This window comes from Ruegeria sp. BHSA163, from assembly GCF_059613365.1.
The window spans coordinates 21,422-39,378 of the sequence record NZ_JBXWSJ010000032.1 but is presented as its reverse complement, the minus strand read 5'-3'; the positions used below and the strand labels follow the sequence as shown (position 1 = coordinate 39,378).

Here is a 17,957-nt window from a genome sequence, read left to right as displayed (position 1 = left end):
GGCAACTTAAAAATGACCGGAATTAACTAAAAGCCGAATTTTATGGCCGTAAGAGGAGCACCGACGCCAAGTAAGGTATTCTGCGCGAGAAAAGGACCAATCACCCCAGTCCTATGAGTTTGCGTTCAATCTTGATCGCCAGAAAACGCAGCATTTAATCTGCGAAGTTTTCGTCGATCAACACTTTCAACATAGGATTTTAACAAATCCCTTCAGTTCGCCATCACTTGTTCCAGCACCGGGAAATGCTGCACAACAGTCTCGGTTGGAATGTCCTTAGGCAAAAACTCCAAGACAACTACTGCATCTCGGTTCGTTTCAAGAACCTTGCCAGCCTGGGTGTTGACGACGAAATGCCGAGGCTGATGGCCAGACGCGTTAAGAGTGAACCAATTCACATTTTCAGCCCAACTCACCCCTTCATGTACACCTCGGTCCAAAACTTCCAATTTTCGAAGCAACACCTCGCGACTATAGCGAGACAACAATAAAAGCAGATGTTCGCGTGGAATCCATCCGCCATACGAATAGACCCCCGCAGACTTTTTCATCTGGCCAAATTCGTCGACCAAATCCGCCGCTTCTTCCTGAGATAGCCCATCGGTCACTTCGTAGTCGTAATACAGTTCAAGTACATTCCCAGGTTTTTGCACCACTTCAGAGACGCCATAGCTCTTTGGGTCCTTGGAGATTGGTGCATTATGCTCGTAGCTGAATACTCCAGTTCCCTCAGAATGGATGATATCCGCGTGATCAACTAGAAACTGGGCAGTTTCCATGGCTTCTTTGCGCGTTTCGGTAGGGAAACCGAAAAAGTTGAATGTGTGGTTCCAAATTCCAGCGTCATGCGCATCTTGCAGGTTCGCCAGCATTACGTCCTGAGTATTGTCCTTCTTCATGTGCCGCTGAATACGCTCATTTGCCGACTCCAAGCCGATATACAAAGAGCGAAAGCCAATGTCGTACATGCCCCTGTAGTGTTCAGGCTTAAAGTACTTTTCAAATTTATAAAGCCCGGTGAAATAGAACTTTCCTGGCGCAACGGTTTTTGGAAGATGCGTAAATAGTTTCGGCGGAATGGCTTCGTCATTCAGAGCGAAGTGTTTCACGCCGTATTTCTCGCTCAATTCCTCAATAGTTTCCGCGAAAGTTTGGGGCTGCAACATTCTGTACCGATCCCCATAGATCATCCCGTGGTAGCAGAACGCACATTTGTCCCAATAGCAGCCGCGTGTTGTCAGCATTGGAAGAACTGTTTCGGGCGAGTAATAGCTGTTGAGATCCAAATCGCTAAAATCCGGCACCGGTATCTGTTCTAACGTGACCTGAGGCGCCAGTTTAGTCTTAACGATCTTCCCGTTTTTCAACAGGCAAAGGTTACTGCTTGGAGTTGCAAACGGATCCGAACATTCGAGCAACTCAACCAACGGTGATTCACCCTCGTACCTTAAAACGAAATCGAAATATTTTTTGAAAAAATGAGAAATCATATTAGTTTTGTCGACAAGACGAGAGAAGACACTGCCACCTATTAAGATTGGTACATCCGGAAAGACCTCCTTCAATACTCGCGAAAGTGTCAAACCCGCCAAGATCTGTTCCTGACCAATCACCGACAAGCCAAAGTAACGTGGCTCATTTTTGACCGCCCTGACCTTTTCTCGAAAGAAGGATAGGAAAGGATTTATCTCAGGGTTCGAACAAAACTCGTCAATGCTGGGAATAGAAGATAGAACATCTGAAGTCGACAAGCTTGAAGTACCGACCTCGACAACTGGTTCAGCGGTAGAGAAAGCAAAAAGTAAACGCTTGAACGCTGTCACAGCAGTATAAAATTCGTCAATCGTCCGCAGGCAGCGTTCGCTTTTCAAGCCTTTAGCTTGTTGAGACTTACGATCAAAATCGCTGAGTATACCCAATGCCAGCAAAGCTTGGTTACGATAGCTATCATGTTCTGGACCAAGGTCTTTTACATAACGGTCCAACCTGTCGATGGCCACTGGCAAACGCTGCCGCGAAATGAAGTAGTCGTAAAACTCCACATTCCAATCAGATTGCTTTACTGCGAACCCTCTTTCTACCAAAAAGGCTTTGAGCGCTGGCGTGCTGAGGAACGGCTGAAACGGCGACCATTGCGGTGGAAAAATGAGATGAATATCTAAATTTTCCATAATTTTATTCCCCGCGGAGAGACGGCAGTCAGAAAACCAAACGTGAATTCGACCACTCGTCAAATGCTTGCGACCTTTGGATCGCAAACATTCGAACTAAATGGACTACTTTCGCAATCGACGAGGCTTGGAAGACCCTTCGGCAAGCATCTCCGAAGATCCCTGATTCTGATTTTGATTGTCCATTACCTCTTCGCCGCCACCCATAAGAACCGTCTTCAGGTTTTGAAGCGCAGCCGGCTTCATGGCCAACAATTCTTCCATTTTTCCCTGGTTTTGATTTTGGTTGTCCATGACTTCTTCGCCACCGCCCACCGACCCAATACCGACTTCGCGAAGGATCTCGGGCTTCATGCGCGAAATCTCCTCAAGGCTGCCTTGGTTCTGGTTCTGATTGTCTGATAGAGCGAAGTCGTCCGGCAGGGAAGCTTCGATTTCTCTTAGCAAATTTGGAGCAAGGTTGTCTTTGAGAACGCCGAGCACACTAAGTTTGTCCATGGGAAACTCCTGATCAAATAAGCTTGGCAATCTCAACTCAATAACACAATATAAAGATGTTTGCAATTACTTAAAGCAATTTTAGGTTGTTCACTTTTAAAGTGCTAATAAATTTAGGTGTTTTATTTTTTGTTGTCTAAATCGAAATAAAACTCCTTCTTTAGACGGATTTATTTCAGGATCTTTGCTGGAAGGTGCAATAATTTTTTCCTTTGATATTTCCTAAGTTATTTGTGTTTACGCTAGTGGTCGTCCGGTTTTTACATGACCCGCTAAAAGTTTACTTTTAGTTGTGCTTGGGCGACTGGCCAAAGTGAAAAGCTGCGTGCCTTTAACTAGAAGGCTATCGTCCCACGGGTTTTCACGACTTAAATCCCGACGAGACTAAGGCAATTGTCGCGGCTTGTCTTACCTAAAAAGTTAGTCATCGCTAGTGAGATCGATGACCTGAGTTCTGCACTTAAACTGGGCTGAGCCACGGCAAGTGGATGGATTGATTTCATGTCTTGCACCAAACCAGTCGTCTAAACCTTAGGCACAGCGCACAGTTCTGCCCCACTTGTCACCGCAATCTGGGCGAAAAAGCTTTTCTGAAACGAAATGGACAGTCAGGCTGCTGGCAAGGTTGTGCTACAGATAATTCCATCGAGACTATGGAGGACTCTCAATGAACGATCAAACCCGAACCCAACGTCTCACCGCAGCAGATTTCGACCAAGAACTTCTCGATTTGTACGATTACTATGCGCATGGGAGGATTTCAAAGCGGGAATTCCTCGATCGCGCTGGAAAATGGGCTGTAGGGGATTAACCGCAGCGGCAATACTAAGCACCCTTTCACCCAATTACGCATTGGCTCAACAGGTCGCAGAAGACGACCCGGAGGTTCAGGCCGAAGAAATCACCTATAGTAGCCCGGACGGAACCGGTGATGTGTCGGCCTATCTCGTGCGTCCAACCCAGATTGACCCCGATCGACCGCCTGCGGCAGTTCTGGTTGTACATGAAAACCGCGGCCTCAATCCTTACATTCGAGACGTTGTGCGTCGCGTTGCCAAGGCTGGTTTTGTCGCGATGGGTCCAGACGGGCTTTCATCGCTTGGTGGGTATCCGGGAAATGACGATGAAGGTCGCGAAATGCAGCGAAGCCTGGATCGCGAACTTCTCCTAAACGACTTTTTTGCAGGTTTTGAGTTTCTTCAAGCGTTGGACGGTACGAATGGAAAAGTGGGAGCAACCGGATTTTGTTACGGCGGAGGCGTCGTGAACAAATTGGCAGTGGCCTACCCAGAAATGGCAGCTGGTGTTCCATTTTACGGAGCCGCGCCGGACAACGCCAAGGTCGGTCTTATCGAGGCCCCCCTGATGATACAGCTTGCTGCGCTGGATCAACGGATAAATGCGATGTGGCCTGAGTTTCAAAAAGCACTTGTCGAAAATGACAAGCGCTACCAAGTTTACATCTATCCCGGCGTGAACCACGGATTTCACAACGACACGACACCTCGATACGACCAAGCGGCGGCAAAACTGGCGGAAGAGCGTATGATCGCTTGGTTTCGCACGTACCTGGCGGGTTAAAATACACCTGCGATGTCACTGTGAAGGGGTAACTTCTGACTTCCTGCGCCAATGATGCCTTTGCTGTCTGGGCGCCTGACAACCTCATCTTGGCGCCTGCAGGCATAGCCATCTGTGTTTTGCCAATAGGTACTTTTGGGCAAAGATATGACTTCCAAGTTCACTTATCTTCTTAATCTTGGCTGATTTGATATCCCGCCTTCCAGTGCTGGCCGCGAGTCTGATCGGGAGGTCGGTTTTGCTTACTGCAAAAGAAAAACCCCACCGTGATGGGGTTAGTTGAGGTTTGGGACAGTGAATCTCGTTCAGAGATGATCCTTCTATCGCCGACTAGCCTTTCGATTACTTAAAGCTGTCATTAATTCGAGCGCCTTCAAGCAATCAGCAATGTTGACCGAGGCCTCGAAGATAATTGGAGTGGATCGATTTTGGCAGTCTACCGAGCCAGAGAACTACCGAGGGAACAGAAGGTGGTCTCAATTTCGTTGAAATAGCATTTCGTGAGACGCGATGTTCGCGACAGTCACTGAATGCCAACCGAAATCATTTTATGTGAACAAAAACTCATCCGTGAGGATCAACGGCTGAGTGCTTGCCACCTTTTGTTCTACCGGAACTTCAGGTTTCACCCGGGAATTCGAACTTAGAGTGACACTCCTACTTTGCGCTCTTTGTTGCTCAATCTTGTTCAACAAGAAAAAAACTGCCGCATTTGTACCGACAAGGTTCTGGGGTACAGGTATCTGCTCGACGTTTGGGCCCATCTTGGTGTTGCTCACTGTAGTAGCTGAAAATGCCTTACGCATGGTCAGCTTAAGCCAAAACATGGCAATACTAAGGCGAATGCAATGTGCGTGCAGCATGAGCTTTTAATCGCTCACTGATTGCAACACGCTACCGTATGGGTGCTAAAAGTTGTCAAACACCGTCAACTCACACCTTTGTCCCAATCGAGACATCAGGAATCCCGGCACTGTTTTGAATAGAATAGAAAAATTCGATCCGCACCTAGTGTGGTTGGATGGAAATAACCTGGCAAAATTTGAATTATCAGCCTCAAATGACCGAAAGCAATGTGCTTGCAGCCCCTACAAACCCAGCCGCCGCTACCGCAGCCGCAAGGAGTATACAACAGACCTCCAGTGCAGATAGTTTCATTTGCTCGCATCGCCCCTTAGCAGAACTTTCCGCTCGAGATAGAGGAACTCTGGCAGGTCGCAAAGAGCATGCGCATTTACGCAGCGGAAACTTGCCTCGCGACGGCACATATTCGCCCAGAATACCGTTCAGGTTTCCCACGAGTGGCACTCCCAAGCTCTTTGGAACTTGACCTGTTGCCGCAATACATCACGAGTCGAATCCCAAACCTGAACTGCGGGTGATTTTGTGTGCTGCAGGATGTCAGCACCTGCCTTGCAAACCAGTTAGGTCTTTTCCGATTCGCCACATTTCGACAGAATTAGGTGCGCTAAAGGCCGAAACCGAGAGGCTAATCGGTCTGATATGACCTTGACCAGCCAAAGCTCGCGTTGGTTCCAACAATAGCCCGGCTGTCTTTGCCGTGGTTCGGATGGACCAAATGGATCAAGTAAGACGGCATTACGATCATTTCACCTGCACCAGACGCAGGGATTTTTGCTTCGAAAAGCGCTCGACACCGATATCCGGAAATGTGGTAGCTCATTCCTGAGATCAAGAAACTGGATCATACCGGAGGATCCTTCTTCGATCTTTGGCTGCGAAGCAAAATAAACACCTGACCAGTGGCCACTCTGGGGCGAGTATGAGGGGAGTTGTTACCGCAGAGAGGATTTTCGTTCATGCATCCAAACAACTTTAGTCTAAACTCCTCCGGATCGACCTACTGAGAAACCTTCGCGAAACGTGGAGTACAGCATCCTGTGCCGCTTTCTGTTGGCGAATTCGCTGAGTTGAGAATAACCAACGGGGACGCGATCAAGTCGCAGAACACATCCATCTACAAAAAGGCCAATGTCAAAACAGAACGCAACTTTCAGGTACGCCAGTCGAGGAAATGTTGATCGAAGAACCCTGAGAAATCAGAACTTTTTAGAAGTAACAACCGTTCAGTAGCTTAAAGCCTTAGGTGCGCAACAACAGCCTGTCTATAAACGGTTCAGCAGTTTCCTTTACTGCAACTTGCGCCTGGGATTCACGCGATCGACAGGTTCAGTTGAAACAAAAAGAAATTTTCTGACCTAGGTGTTCATAGGGTTCGAATTTTGTATGAACAAAGAATGACCATAAGGGAGAAGTAAATGAAGAAGTGTTTTTTGGCTGCGACAGCAGCGGCGCTTTTCGCAACGGGTGCTTTGGCTGAAGTCAAAGTAGGGATGATAACAACGCTTTCAGGCGGCGGAGCGGGCTTGGGAATTGATGTGCGCGATGGATTTATGCTTGCAATCGCGCAATCCGGTCGAGACGACATTGAGGTTGTGATTGAGGATGATCAACGAAAGCCGGACATCGCTGTGCAGCTTTCCGACAAGATGATTCAGTCCGAGCGTGTTGATGTAATGACGGGCATTATCTGGTCAAATCTGGCAATGGCTGTCGTGCCTGCAGCGGTAAACCAAAATGTGTTCTATCTGTCACCAAACGCTGGACCTTCTGCGCTTGCGGGTCAGGGTTGTCACCAAAATTACTTCAATGTTGCCTGGCAGAACGACAACTTGCATGAGGCGGCGGGGGCTTATGCTAATAACGCCGGCTATAAGAATACCTTCATAATGGCCCCGAACTATCCAGCGGGCACTGACGCGCTAACTGGCTACAAACGCTTCTTTAGCGGTGATTTGGCTGGTGAGGTCTATACAGAGCTTGGTCAAACAGATTATGCAGCCGAGATCGCCCAGATCAGGGCAAGTGATGCCGACAGCGTTTTTTTCTTCCTTCCTGGTGGGATGGGGATTTCTTTCCTAAAGCAATATGCGGACAGCGGTATAGATCTTCCGGTTGTCGGTCCAGCGTTCAGCTTTGATCAAGGCATCCTGCAGGCAGTTGGCGATGCCGCGCTGGGCGTCGTGAACACTTCGCAGTGGAACAAGGATATCGACAATCCGACTAACGCAGCTTTTGTCGAAAGCTTCCAAGCCGAATACGGCCGCTTGCCGTCGCTTTATGCAAGCCAGGGGTTCGATACGGCGAACCTGCTTCTGTCAGCACTTGAGAAGGCTGATCCATCTGATGCAGATGCATTCCGTGAAGCCCTGCGTGCGGCTGATTTTGACAGCACGCGTGGAGAATTTGCTTTCGGGCAGAACCACCATCCGGTGCAAACGATCTACGCTCGTGAAGTGGTCAAAGAAGGTGATGTATTCACAAACAAGATCATCGGTCCAGCTCTGGAAAATCACTCCGACGCTTACGCTGCCGACTGCAAAATGTGATCAATCCCTGCCTGCCTTCAAATTTAGGCAGGCAGGCATTCGGAGTTTTCATGTCTTCGATCTTAATTTTCGAGCAGATCCTTAACGGGCTGCAATTCGGCGTCATGCTCTTTTTGATGGCTGCTGGGCTGACGCTGATTTTCGGCGTGATGGGGTTGATCAACCTCGCCCACGGCTCGCTGTACATGGTCGGTGCGTTTGCAGCAGCTGCCGTTGCGGGGGCAACGGGCTCATTCTTTGCGGGGCTCGTTGCCGCGCTTGCAGCTGCGGCGTTGGCAGGCGCGATTATCGAAATCGGTATAATACGGAGGCTTTATGACGCCCCGCACTTAGATCAGGTCTTGGCCACCTTTGCCCTGATCCTGATCTTTTCAGAGGGCACAAGGTGGGTATTCGGTTCTTTCCCACTTTTTCTTAACATTCCGCAAGGGCTGTCCGGCCCGGTGAGCTTGCCCGGTGGGATCGAATATCCTCTTTATCGCTTGTTCCTTATTTTGACGGGAATAGCGATCGCGGGTGGGCTTTGGTTGCTAATCGAACGCACCCGCATCGGAATTCAGATACGCGCCGGGGAAAATGATCGAGAGATGATCGCCGCGTTAGGCGTTGATATCTCTAAACTTTACACACTGGTCTTCGCTTTGGGGGCGGCGCTTGCTGGTCTCGCTGGTGCGCTTGTGGGCGCAATTCAATCGGTTCAGGTCGGTATGGGTGAACCGGTCCTTATTCTGGCGTTTGTCGTTATCGTCATTGGTGGTATCGGGTCGATCCGTGGGGCTTTCATCGGGGCACTTTTGGTTGGTCTGACCGACACGCTGGGCGGCGTGTTTCTACCCGAATTGTTCAAGCTGTTTATGGATTCAGGCGCCGCGCAAAAAAGCGGATCGGCTATCGCATCGATGGGAATTTACATTCTGATGGGACTTGTTTTGATCTGGCGTCCAACTGGGTTGTTCGGAGCTCGCGCATGAAGTTTGAGGAACGCTATCTCAACTTTTTCGTTTTGGTCGGGCTTCTTTTGCTACCTATTTGGGCGCAGGCGATGGATGAGCCTTTTACGATCACTCTGGCGACGCGGGCGGTGATCCTTGCTTTGGCCGCAGTTGGGCTGAACCTCGCGCTGGGCATTGGGGGGATGGTCAGCTTTGGTCACGCCGTCTTCTTTGGGATCGGTGGCTACGCTATGGGTATACTTGCTTATCACGCTCAGACCTATACGACATTGAGTCTTGGTGTGTTTGAGACAGGCGGGACAAATTCCATGCCGGTCATCTGGCTGGTTGCAATGCTTCTTTCGGGCGCCGTTGCTTTTGTCATTGGTCTGCTTTCGTTACGAACGTCCGGCGTTTACTTCATCATGATAACGCTCGCTTTCGGCCAAATGTTCTATTATTTCGCAATTTCGTGGGCGCAGTATGGGGGCGAAGACGGGCTATCGATCTACGTGCGCAACGGATTTCCGGGCCTAAACACGCTTGTTCCGATCGAGTTCTTCGGCATCTGTTTTGTTCTTCTTTGCGTAACTCTCGTTCTATTCGCCCGCCTTCAATCTTCGCCGTTCGGATTGGCGTTGAATGCGGCCCGTCAGAGTAAATCAAGGGTGGCGGCCGTCGGCCTTAACCCCACTCGTGTGAAACTGCTGGCATTTGTCTTGTCTGGCGCTGTTACCGGGTTAGCAGGAGCGTTGTTTGCAGATTTGAACCGCTTTGTCTCGCCAACAATGTTTAGCTGGCAATTGTCTGGTGAATTGATCGTGCTGATTATCATCGGTGGTGTGGGTCGATTGATGGGACCAGTTATTGGGGCATGCGTATTCGTAGCGCTTGAGCATTTTCTTGGCGAAATAACTGATTTCTGGCACGTTTTTCTTGGAATAATCCTGCTTTGCATAGTTTTGTTCGGACGTGGCGGTCTTATCGGTCTTATCACCGGCAAGGAGGGCGCGCATGTATAGGCCGATACTCGCGACCCATGGTCTTACCAAAAGTTTTGGAGCGCTGAATGCAACACGAGATGTGTCAGTAGATCTTAATAGCAAAGAAATCCATGCGATCATTGGGCCGAACGGCGCAGGGAAATCAACGCTCATCAAACAGATTTGCGGTGAAATGCAACCGGATAGCGGACGCGTAACGCTCGACGGACAAGATGTTTCGAAATTGTCCACATTTGCGCGTGCCCGAGCTGGCCTCGGCCGAACATTTCAGGTGTCTGATCTTTGCATGGAAGACACCGTAATGGAAAATGTTGTGTTAGGGAGTTTGGGTGCCGAAGGCGCTGTATGGCGTTTTTGGAAAAGCGCTTTGAAAACAAGGGATCTGTGCGAACGGGCAGAGCGAGCTTTAGAGCGCGTTGGATTGATCGAAGAGCGTTACACGCGTTGTGCCAATCTCAGCCATGGACAGCGTCGCCAATTGGAAGTCGCCGTTGCGCTTACACTTTCGCCCCGCGCATTCATTATGGATGAACCAATGGCCGGGTTAGGCGTAGAGGGTTCAAAGCAAATGACAAGTTTCCTTGATGGGCTACGGAAAGAAGCTCCTATTTTGTTGGTGGAACACGACATGGATGCTGTCTTTGCGCTGGCAGACAGGATCAGCGTAATGGTCTACGGCAAAGTCATCGCAACCGGGACACCAAACGAAATAAGAAACAGAAAGGAAGTGCGGGAAGCCTATCTGGGGGATGCTGTATGAGTTTTCTGACGGTCCGGGACCTCACGGCTTCATACGGAGTCAGCCAAGCCTTGTTCGGCGTTGATTTGACCGTAGCAAAAGGCGAAGTTACCGCGTTGCTGGGACGGAACGGAATGGGAAAGTCGACCACCGTAAAGTCAATTTGCCAAATGATCCGCTCAAAAGGCACTATCACTTTGGATGGGTTAAACCTGCAGAATCTTCCCAGCTACAAGGTGTCCCGCGAGGGAGTCGGCCTTGTTCCTGAGGGAAGACGCTGCTTTTCCGATCTGACGGTGCGTGAAAACCTGATAGCGACAGCTCGTCCCGGAGAATGGGATCTTAACGAAGTAACCAAACTGTTCCCAAGGTTAGACGAACGAAAAGGCCAGCGAGCGGGATCGCTTTCCGGGGGCGAACAACAAATGCTTGCCATTGGCCGAGCATTGATGACAAACCCCCGCCTGCTGATTTTGGATGAGGCGACAGAAGGTCTGGCGCCAATTATCAGGCAAGAGATCTGGGCCGCCATTCGGCAACTAAAACAGGAAACCAGCGTCGCAATTTTGTTAATCGACAAGTCGCTAAAAGAACTTTCCGCCATTTCGGAAAGAGCAATAATACTCGAACGCGGTAGAACAGTTTGGTCCGGCAAAATGACTAGTTTGACACATGAGATTACCGAAAAATACATAGGTATCTGAAGCTCAAATTAGGTTGTCGGCCGGATTTACTCGGCTTTGGAGCAATGGCTTAAGTTGCTCCAAATTCGACAATTTGGGCCGCTGCAAAAAACTCCTTTTCCTTGTATGCTTCAAAGCGATACTCAAGGAACTGGCATGAGCAAAAAAGATCACTGGGACAGAATATATGGCGAGAAGGTCGAAGCAGACCTGAGCTGGCATCAGGATGATCCGACTGTTTCGCTGGAATTGATGTTGCAAGCAGGTCTGACATCAAAGTCTTCAGTCGTCGACATCGGCGCGGGAACATCACGTGTCGTGGATCGTCTTCTTGAGCTTGGGCTTTGCGATATCTCGGTTCTTGACCTTTCCGATTGCGCAATCAAGTCGGCGCGTCGCCGGCTAGGCGACCGTGGTAAGAAAGTTAATTGGATTGTGGCTGATGTAACGACGTGGAAGACCACACGGGTCTTTGACATCTGGCATGATCGCGCAGTGTTCCACTTCCTTGTCAATCCAGCGGACAGGGCTGCTTACGTAGATCAGCTCTCCAACAGTTTGGCTCTGGATGGGCATGCCGTAATAGCGACTTTCGCGCCTGACGGACCAACAAAGTGCAGCGGACTCGATGTCGTAAGATATAGCCCCGAAAGCCTGAACGAAGTTTTGGGTGAAAGATTCACACTAGTTACACATCGTTTTCATCTCCACCTTACGCCCTGGGATCTAGAACAATCGTTTCAATACAGCCTTTTTCAAAAAACACTATGAGCCGAGGATAAAGCCTCTAAACAGAAGCTCACCAAGTCTTGAATGATTGGTTTCTTTCAAACTGACCGGGTTTGGTTGAGAGCAATTTTTGGAAGACAAGCGCACCGCATGGCCCGAAAGCTGCCGTAATCTGACCTTATTCAGGCATCACAATAAATGACGGTATATTTCAATTCGCGATGACCCGAGGCCCCCGAAGTAGAAAGGATTTCTACCGTGTTGAACTTTCTAAAAATAAGTGTGTCCGCGCTTGCTCTGTCTGCTTTCGTGACCGTCCCTGTCGCAACGGTTTTGACTGCCGATTACGCCTACGCGAAAAATGGTAACGGCAACAGCGGAGGCAAAGGTGGAAATGGCGGAAACAACAACGGTGGGAAAGGCGACAACGCCGGGAAATCAGGTGCAAACAAAGGCTGGGGTTCAGACAAAAAGCTGAATGGAAAAAATACGAAATCGGCGAGCAGAGGCGGTAAGCCCAAAAAAGAAGGCAGAATTGGGCGTGCTGTCAAAGAAGATTTTCAAACTTTGGGCCGCAACCTGCAAAAAAACGGCATCAAGGGTCTTTTCAAAGGTAGCAAATCGCAGGTTACCGCAACTCGTACAAAAAGCACCTCTGTCAAACAGTCTGTGAAACCGCCAAGCAGAAAAGCAAGTCTTGTCGACGATTTCACACTTCACCCAAGCAACCTCGGCAAACTTAATGGCGCAATCAACTCCAGCATAAATGCAAAGCTCGCGCATATTGCGAACGATCAATATGCGAAAGGTAAAGGGCCCGTAAGCCTTGCAGCAGCCCTTGCTGTGGCAGACGCCAATTTCAATCACCTCATGGGTGAAGAAAACTCTTTGAGCGCTGAAGACGTTAAGGACATTGCCGCGGCATTTGATCTTTTGGATGCGCCCCCAATGACTCTGGAAGAAGCAGAGGATATTTTGGCCGATCCTGAATTGACGGAGTCAGCAGAATGGGCGACCGCGCAATCTGTTAAAGAAGCCTATGACCTCACTACAGATGACGAAGGGAACACGATTGATCGTCCGACAGAGGAGCAATTGGCAGCTGCCGAGGCAGTGCACGAAACAGAAGCAAACCTTTTAGATCATTATAAAGGCGATTTCTCTGACGACGACTTGGTCGCAGCGGAACAGCAAGACCACGTCCTTGACGCCGTACGAACCTCCAATCCTGACGACGAGGCGGTTAAAGCAGCGCTCGACAACTCGGCAGAGGATCAAGAGTATTCCGTCGACGACGAAGCAGATGACGACGACAGTGAAGTCAGTGACTCATCGGACGACGAGGTTCCCAACCTCGACGAGGAAATCAAAAAAGAACTCGCGAGTAGCGACTAAGCCTAGGTTGAGAGAGTCGGCGACTACGATTTTAGCGCAGTTTCCAGCAAAACTGGATTAATTCTGTTCGATCGTGGCCGTCGGAAGACCTTGCTCGACCCAATCGGGAAAGCCACCCGAATAATATCGCGCGTCCCGGAACCCCCAAAGTTGCGCCTTGACTGCTGCATATGCTGAATATGGGCAATGTGGCCCATGACAGCTGAATACCAGTGTGTCATCAAGGTTTGCGATTTCCAGCAGGGCTTCTCGTGACAGCTCGACCATAAGAGAGTAATTGACAGAATTGGGTATGTGCCCCGCATTAAAATCCAGCAATGCGCGCACATCTACAAACTGTGCCTCACCTTTTTTCCAAAGTGCGTGTGCTTCTTCTGTATTAATCCGTGGGATACTCTCAGGGTAATATAAGCCTTCGTCCCGTTTGATCAGGTCAGCAACTTCATCGTAATCAAGATCACTTCCAGCACTGGCCGGCACGCCCGCCTTCACAACGCCATCATATAGGTGTCGGCGATAATCCGGATCATATCCGTACATATCACCATACCACCAGATAAGACTTTCTTCGGCAGTAAAGGGATCATAATACGACGGAACTGCAAGTGCGTCGTACTGTTCAATCAGCTCGGGCACATCGTCAAGTTGACCAAGGTGGCCAAGTGCGGATGTCAAAGTCGTTATATCTGCTACGATATCAGAGTTGCGCTTGAGCACCCTGCGCATCGTACTCACAGCGTCTTGGTAATTCTTTTGATGAAGCTGAGAAACGCCCAATTCGCGCAAATAGCGCGTTGGTTCAAGCGGGTCATAACGTAACGCATACCTGACCGCAGCTTCCGCCTCGTGCGCGCGTCCTGTCGCGTTCAGAACCTTGGCTTTTACGAGGTGTATGTCTGGGTCATTAGGCGATAAAGCGAGCGCCTTGTCAATTTCATTGTACGCCTCGGCGTGGCGACCCTGTTCTACAAGTATTTCAGCTTGAACCGAATATGCCAGAGCTGAAGGCGCCTCCATCGCCTTTTCCAGGCTTCTTTCCACCTCTTTCCACGACCGTTCAAATCCACCACCCATCGCAAGAAACCATACACTTTGCACAATTCGCCAATGTGCGGCAGCCAAGGCCGCATAAGCCCTGTGATAATCCGGGTCGATTGCGATTGCGTCTTCAAACTTGGAGATAGCAATCAAAGTGTCATCCGAGTTGCCGCTGCGCAAGAGTTCGAGGCCGTACAATACCGCGTCATAAGCTTCAGGATGTTCGGTTTCTGTCGCGCCAAGCCCTTGCCTTTCTTTAGCCGTTAGTTGAACCGCAAGAGCGGACGTTATTTCCTGCAAAACTTGATCTTGAAGTTCAAAGACCTGCTGAACGCTACTATCATAGCGGTCGGCCCAAATGTGGTGACCGCTTAGAGCGTCTATCAACTGAGCATTCACGCGAACCTGATCACCTGCCCGACGCAGACTTCCTTCGAGGATGTATTGCACACCCAGTTCTTCGGCGACCTCCTGAGATTTGACGGCTCTGTCTTTGTATGTCCAGCTGGAGTTTCGTGAAATCACGAATATGCCCGACAACTTGCTTAAATCCGTAATTAGATCTTCGGTGATGCCATCAGCAAAGAAGGCATGTTCAGGATTGTCGCTAAAATCCTCGAATGGTAGAACAACGAGTGATGGCTTGTCGGGCAAAGGATGGGACATTTGATCTACCGAGGCAGGAGCAAACTCGGGTTCCCATGGTCGCCAAATCAATAATGCCGCCAACAGAACAATCGCCGCTACCGATATCCCGGCTTTAAACGGAAACGTTCTGGCGCTGGAAACCATAGGCTGCCCACCCGGAACTACTCGATAGACCCTGACGGGGGTTGAGATGTTTTTTACTCTCTTTTCGCCCAGATCCTCATAACCAACTTCCACGTTTGCTTTCAGGTGATCATAGGCAGTGCCAGACACGACCACACCACCCGCAGGCGCAAGTTCTTCCAGTCGTGCGGCGATGTTAACTCCATCCCCGTAAATATCGCCTTCGTCAAAGATCACGTCGCCGAGGTTGACCGCAACCCGATATCGGATCTTTCGATCATCGGAGACATCTTCCTCGCGTGCTTCCATAGCTTCCTGGATAGAAACCGCACAATGCACCGCTTCCACTACACTAGGGAATTCGGCGATCATCCCATCGCCTGTCAGTTTGATTATATGGCCGTGGTGTGCGTCAATTTTGGGATCGATTAGTTCAATCCGGTGTCGCTTTTGCCGTTCAAGCGTACCAGTCTCGTCGGCCTCCATTAGGCGCGAATAACCAACCATATCGGCGGCGAGAATAGCTGCAATCCTTCGCTCCATGTCGCACCTCCGGTATGGAGAATAACAGAATTTTTTGCAAAACTCGACTGTACCCTCTCGAAATTAGTCACAGCCGAATGTATCAAACTACGGGCGAAGTGATGGTTCGACAAAAAACACCCTAACTAATCAAGATACGCAAGCGTTGGCCCAGTTACCCACCTTGGTTAGCAATAACTCTCTTGTTTATCGGCAAGGGTAGTTCACAGCTTGGGTTGTGTAACAGCCGAAAGCCGCCCAAACGATCCAAAACTAAAGTGTTTTTTTAATATTTATTTGGGCCTTCGCAAAATTTGCACAACATCTTTTTCGAGGACAAAACGCTATGCCTTTCATTGTTTCGAAATATCCCCGTTGAGATAATTGAGGAGCCTGTCAGTTGCTGATTTTGAAAGCTCGTCGCAAGCTTAACCAACTCCATAGCCTTGAAACCGGCGGAGCGTCTCTTCAATTTCTTTCTGGTCTAAAATAATCGGGTCGCCTGCCTGAAGCGCTTGCCAATACTGCCGTGCAAGTGTTTCAAGTTCGACGGCTCGCCACATCGCTTTTTCCAAATCGGCCCCAGCCGCAATCATGCCGTGGTTGGCCAATAGACAAGCACTCCGCCCTTCCATTGCAGACAGGGCCATCACAGCAAGTTCCTCGGTGCCATAGGCGCTGTATCCAGAGCATTTCACGTCATCGCCTCCAAACGCAGCCACCATGTAGTGACACGCGGGAATGCGTTTGCGCAGGATCGCAAGGGTGGTGCAATAGGGTGGATGGGCGTGCACTATGGCGCTGAATTCAGGACGGTTTTTCAGTATCTTCCAATGAAACCGCCATTCTGAGGATGGCGGTGCGCTACCCTCCCATGCGCCTGTCATCTCTTTGGAAAGATCGATTTTAGCGATCATGTCGGGCGTTGTTCGTTCGTATGGGACAGAAGTAGGAGTAATCAGCATTGAGTGGCCCACGCGCACCGAAATATTCCCTGACGTGCCCTGATTCAGTCCGCTGGAATTCATTTGCAAGCAAGCGTCGATGATTTCTTGCCGTATGTTGTGCTCGGTCATTGGCGAACCCCGTTCTTTTGATTTTTCTTTGCTTTCTCAACCCAGACTTCCCGGTAGTCATCCAGCCCCCTAAGTTTCGCCGCAGCGATTTCCTTCAGCTTCAACCTGGGTGCGCGATCCTGTAACACAAGACTGGCTGCTCCGTGTGCGCTGCCAGCGGTCCCTTGGATTGAGAAAACTTCCCGATCTGGCAAAAGGCGAGCGAGTAATGCCATGAATGTTTTGCTTTCCGCGAACACTCCATCGACCAGGACAAGTTTCGTCGATCCGAGGCCCTCGAGAAGCTGGGTCGTCATAAGCGCGACGTATAGTGTGGCCAAGCTGACCAAGCCCTCTTCGGTTTCAGGTTGAGGGCCAATGATTACTCCACGCCCTCCCGTCCCCGGAATTGGGCCACCACTGTCCGTGAATGAGGGTAAAGCCATAGTGCCGCCGTCTATCAGGTCTTGGACCGCTGCTAAGCTCGGCTGCGCATCGCCGGAAACTTTGGCGATCATTGAAAATTCCTCGCCCCCCATAAACCGTGCGCTGGCGATGGGTCGTCCGTCGGGACGGACGTTAGCAACCTGGTCGCGAAGCGGGTCAAGGGAAGTCAATTTCGCCTCAGTGTCAAAGCCAATGATCCACGTCCCAGTGGAAAGCAGCACCACAGGTTCCAGCTGCGCAACTTGCAGAAAACTGGCGCTGCTGTCGTGAATACCGCAAAACACGATCCCTTCGCCTTTTAGATCGATACCACGCAGTGGCCCAAGTGCGTCGCCTGCCGATCGCAATGGTTCAATCAGAGTGGACCAGCCGCGATTTCTAGCAAGACTACTGAAACTGCGGTCACGAGGTGCCCAAAGATGTGTTTGAGCACCGAGCGAACTAATGTCGCTGCTTCGCTCGCCGCACAGGCGAAAAGCAATGTATTGTGGGTAAGGCATAATCGTACGCACGCGTGCGAAATCTGCCGGAAACTCATGTTCCTGCCAAAAAAGCTGGCGTGCCACCGTGAGTGCGCCAGGATTTGTTGGAGCAAAGACTTCCGAAAACGGCGGCTCGATTTCTTTGTAGGCAACTGCAACATGATCGGGGACTGGGGAAAGGTAGCTCATCACAGGTAAGGCCAATTCCCCCTTGCCATCCAAAAGGGCAACAGCGGAACCGTGGGTGCATGGCACAATCGCGTCAACCGGCACATTCTGGTCAAACGTTTGGATCGATTGCAGCGCAAAATTAATAACACTTTCCGCGTCTAAACTAAGGTAAGGTGGCGCGGGAATGCGCAAGGAAGTTGTACTGCATTTATCTATTATCTGAAATTCAGAGCTAAATTGGACAACGTCGACGTTGGTTGCGCCGACATCCAATACGACGACGGATCGTGGAACCCTTGAACGACCAGCACTCGTCGTCATCATCGACA

15 protein-coding genes are annotated in these 17,957 nt (G+C 50.0%); 9 read left to right on the top strand and 6 right to left on the bottom strand.

Annotated elements, in window-relative coordinates:
• Positions 1–212: 212 nt before the first annotated feature.
• Positions 213–2,171 carry a B12-binding domain-containing radical SAM protein gene (locus tag AC2FNV_RS15260; protein WP_170604977.1) on the bottom strand — a complete coding sequence of 653 codons (1,959 nt, stop codon included), beginning with the start codon at positions 2,169–2,171 and terminating at the stop codon, positions 213–215.
• A gap of 105 nt (positions 2,172–2,276) precedes the next feature.
• Complete coding sequence (locus tag AC2FNV_RS15255; RefSeq protein ID WP_170604975.1) at positions 2,277–2,669, bottom strand: hypothetical protein; 393 nt, start codon at positions 2,667–2,669, stop codon at positions 2,277–2,279.
• 667 nt (positions 2,670–3,336) lie between these two features.
• Here AC2FNV_RS15255 and AC2FNV_RS15250 point away from each other — a divergent pair.
• Both AC2FNV_RS15250 and AC2FNV_RS15245 read left to right on the top strand, forming a co-directional pair.
• Positions 3,337–3,480, top strand: coding sequence for a hypothetical protein (locus AC2FNV_RS15250; RefSeq protein WP_496773769.1), 144 nt, complete (start codon positions 3,337–3,339; stop codon positions 3,478–3,480).
• Positions 3,462–4,250 carry a dienelactone hydrolase family protein gene (locus AC2FNV_RS15245; RefSeq protein ID WP_496773768.1) on the top strand — a complete coding sequence of 263 codons (789 nt, stop codon included), beginning with the start codon at positions 3,462–3,464 and terminating at the stop codon, positions 4,248–4,250. The genes AC2FNV_RS15250 and AC2FNV_RS15245 overlap by 19 nt, the downstream gene beginning before the upstream one ends.
• A gap of 1,489 nt (positions 4,251–5,739) precedes the next feature.
• Here AC2FNV_RS15245 and AC2FNV_RS15240 read toward each other — a convergent pair.
• Positions 5,740–5,934 (bottom strand): hypothetical protein, encoded by a 195-nt coding sequence (locus AC2FNV_RS15240; protein WP_496773766.1) that lies wholly within the window; start codon positions 5,932–5,934, stop codon positions 5,740–5,742.
• Positions 5,935–6,529: 595 nt separating this feature from the next.
• On the opposite strand from AC2FNV_RS15240, the gene AC2FNV_RS15235 reads away from it, so the two are divergent.
• From AC2FNV_RS15235 to AC2FNV_RS15205, 7 genes are all read left to right on the top strand, one after another.
• Positions 6,530–7,660: an ABC transporter substrate-binding protein gene (locus tag AC2FNV_RS15235; protein WP_170604969.1), complete on the top strand. Its 1,131-nt coding sequence runs from the start codon at positions 6,530–6,532 to the stop codon at positions 7,658–7,660.
• 50 nt (positions 7,661–7,710) lie between these two features.
• A complete protein-coding gene (locus AC2FNV_RS15230) occupies positions 7,711–8,631 on the top strand; it encodes a branched-chain amino acid ABC transporter permease (RefSeq protein ID WP_170604966.1) in 921 nt (306 codons plus the stop codon).
• Positions 8,628–9,614 carry a branched-chain amino acid ABC transporter permease gene (locus tag AC2FNV_RS15225; protein ID WP_170604964.1) on the top strand — a complete coding sequence of 329 codons (987 nt, stop codon included), beginning with the start codon at positions 8,628–8,630 and terminating at the stop codon, positions 9,612–9,614. The genes AC2FNV_RS15230 and AC2FNV_RS15225 overlap by 4 nt, the downstream gene beginning before the upstream one ends.
• Positions 9,607–10,356: an ABC transporter ATP-binding protein gene (locus AC2FNV_RS15220; RefSeq protein ID WP_170604962.1), complete on the top strand. Its 750-nt coding sequence runs from the start codon at positions 9,607–9,609 to the stop codon at positions 10,354–10,356. Before AC2FNV_RS15225 ends, AC2FNV_RS15220 begins: the two co-directional genes overlap by 8 nt.
• Positions 10,353–11,039, top strand: a complete 687-nt coding sequence (locus AC2FNV_RS15215) for an ABC transporter ATP-binding protein (RefSeq protein ID WP_170604960.1) — start codon at positions 10,353–10,355, stop codon at positions 11,037–11,039. Before AC2FNV_RS15220 ends, AC2FNV_RS15215 begins: the two co-directional genes overlap by 4 nt.
• A gap of 135 nt (positions 11,040–11,174) precedes the next feature.
• On the top strand, positions 11,175–11,789 hold the full coding sequence (locus AC2FNV_RS15210) for a class I SAM-dependent methyltransferase (RefSeq protein ID WP_170604958.1): 615 nt from the start codon (positions 11,175–11,177) through the stop codon (positions 11,787–11,789).
• A 216-nt stretch (positions 11,790–12,005) separates the two neighbouring features.
• Positions 12,006–13,142, top strand: coding sequence for a hypothetical protein (locus AC2FNV_RS15205; protein ID WP_170473193.1), 1,137 nt, complete (start codon positions 12,006–12,008; stop codon positions 13,140–13,142).
• 57 nt (positions 13,143–13,199) lie between these two features.
• Here the strand turns inward: AC2FNV_RS15205 and AC2FNV_RS15200 are convergent, their stop codons facing one another.
• The 3 genes from AC2FNV_RS15200 to AC2FNV_RS15190 all read right to left on the bottom strand — a co-directional run bounded on the left by AC2FNV_RS15200 (position 13,200) and on the right by AC2FNV_RS15190 (position 17,949).
• Positions 13,200–15,494 (bottom strand): rhodanese-like domain-containing protein, encoded by a 2,295-nt coding sequence (locus tag AC2FNV_RS15200; protein ID WP_170604956.1) that lies wholly within the window; start codon positions 15,492–15,494, stop codon positions 13,200–13,202.
• A 407-nt stretch (positions 15,495–15,901) separates the two neighbouring features.
• A complete protein-coding gene (locus AC2FNV_RS15195; RefSeq protein WP_170604954.1) occupies positions 15,902–16,549 on the bottom strand; it encodes a class II aldolase/adducin family protein in 648 nt (215 codons plus the stop codon).
• Positions 16,546–17,949 (bottom strand): FGGY-family carbohydrate kinase, encoded by a 1,404-nt coding sequence (locus AC2FNV_RS15190; protein WP_170604952.1) that lies wholly within the window; start codon positions 17,947–17,949, stop codon positions 16,546–16,548. The genes AC2FNV_RS15195 and AC2FNV_RS15190 overlap by 4 nt, the downstream gene beginning before the upstream one ends.
• Positions 17,950–17,957: the final 8 nt, after the last annotated feature.

Bases quoted from the DNA above. Each gene is read 5' to 3' on its own strand.
- AC2FNV_RS15260 (WP_170604977.1), bottom strand. From the start codon at position 2,171: ATGGAAAATTTAGATATTCATCTCATTTTTCCACCGCAATGGTCGCCG.
- AC2FNV_RS15255 (WP_170604975.1), bottom strand. From the start codon at position 2,669: ATGGACAAACTTAGTGTGCTCGGCGTTCTCAAAGACAACCTTGCTCCA.
- AC2FNV_RS15250 (WP_496773769.1), top strand. From the start codon at position 3,337: ATGAACGATCAAACCCGAACCCAACGTCTCACCGCAGCAGATTTCGAC.
- AC2FNV_RS15245 (WP_496773768.1), top strand. From the start codon at position 3,462: ATGGGCTGTAGGGGATTAACCGCAGCGGCAATACTAAGCACCCTTTCA.
- AC2FNV_RS15240 (WP_496773766.1), bottom strand. From the start codon at position 5,934: ATGAGCTACCACATTTCCGGATATCGGTGTCGAGCGCTTTTCGAAGCA.
- AC2FNV_RS15235 (WP_170604969.1), top strand. From the start codon at position 6,530: ATGAAGAAGTGTTTTTTGGCTGCGACAGCAGCGGCGCTTTTCGCAACG.
- AC2FNV_RS15230 (WP_170604966.1), top strand. From the start codon at position 7,711: ATGTCTTCGATCTTAATTTTCGAGCAGATCCTTAACGGGCTGCAATTC.
- AC2FNV_RS15225 (WP_170604964.1), top strand. From the start codon at position 8,628: ATGAAGTTTGAGGAACGCTATCTCAACTTTTTCGTTTTGGTCGGGCTT.
- AC2FNV_RS15220 (WP_170604962.1), top strand. From the start codon at position 9,607: ATGTATAGGCCGATACTCGCGACCCATGGTCTTACCAAAAGTTTTGGA.
- AC2FNV_RS15215 (WP_170604960.1), top strand. From the start codon at position 10,353: ATGAGTTTTCTGACGGTCCGGGACCTCACGGCTTCATACGGAGTCAGC.
- AC2FNV_RS15210 (WP_170604958.1), top strand. From the start codon at position 11,175: ATGAGCAAAAAAGATCACTGGGACAGAATATATGGCGAGAAGGTCGAA.
- AC2FNV_RS15200 (WP_170604956.1), bottom strand. From the start codon at position 15,494: ATGGAGCGAAGGATTGCAGCTATTCTCGCCGCCGATATGGTTGGTTAT.
- AC2FNV_RS15195 (WP_170604954.1), bottom strand. From the start codon at position 16,549: ATGACCGAGCACAACATACGGCAAGAAATCATCGACGCTTGCTTGCAA.
- AC2FNV_RS15190 (WP_170604952.1), bottom strand. From the start codon at position 17,949: ATGACGACGAGTGCTGGTCGTTCAAGGGTTCCACGATCCGTCGTCGTA.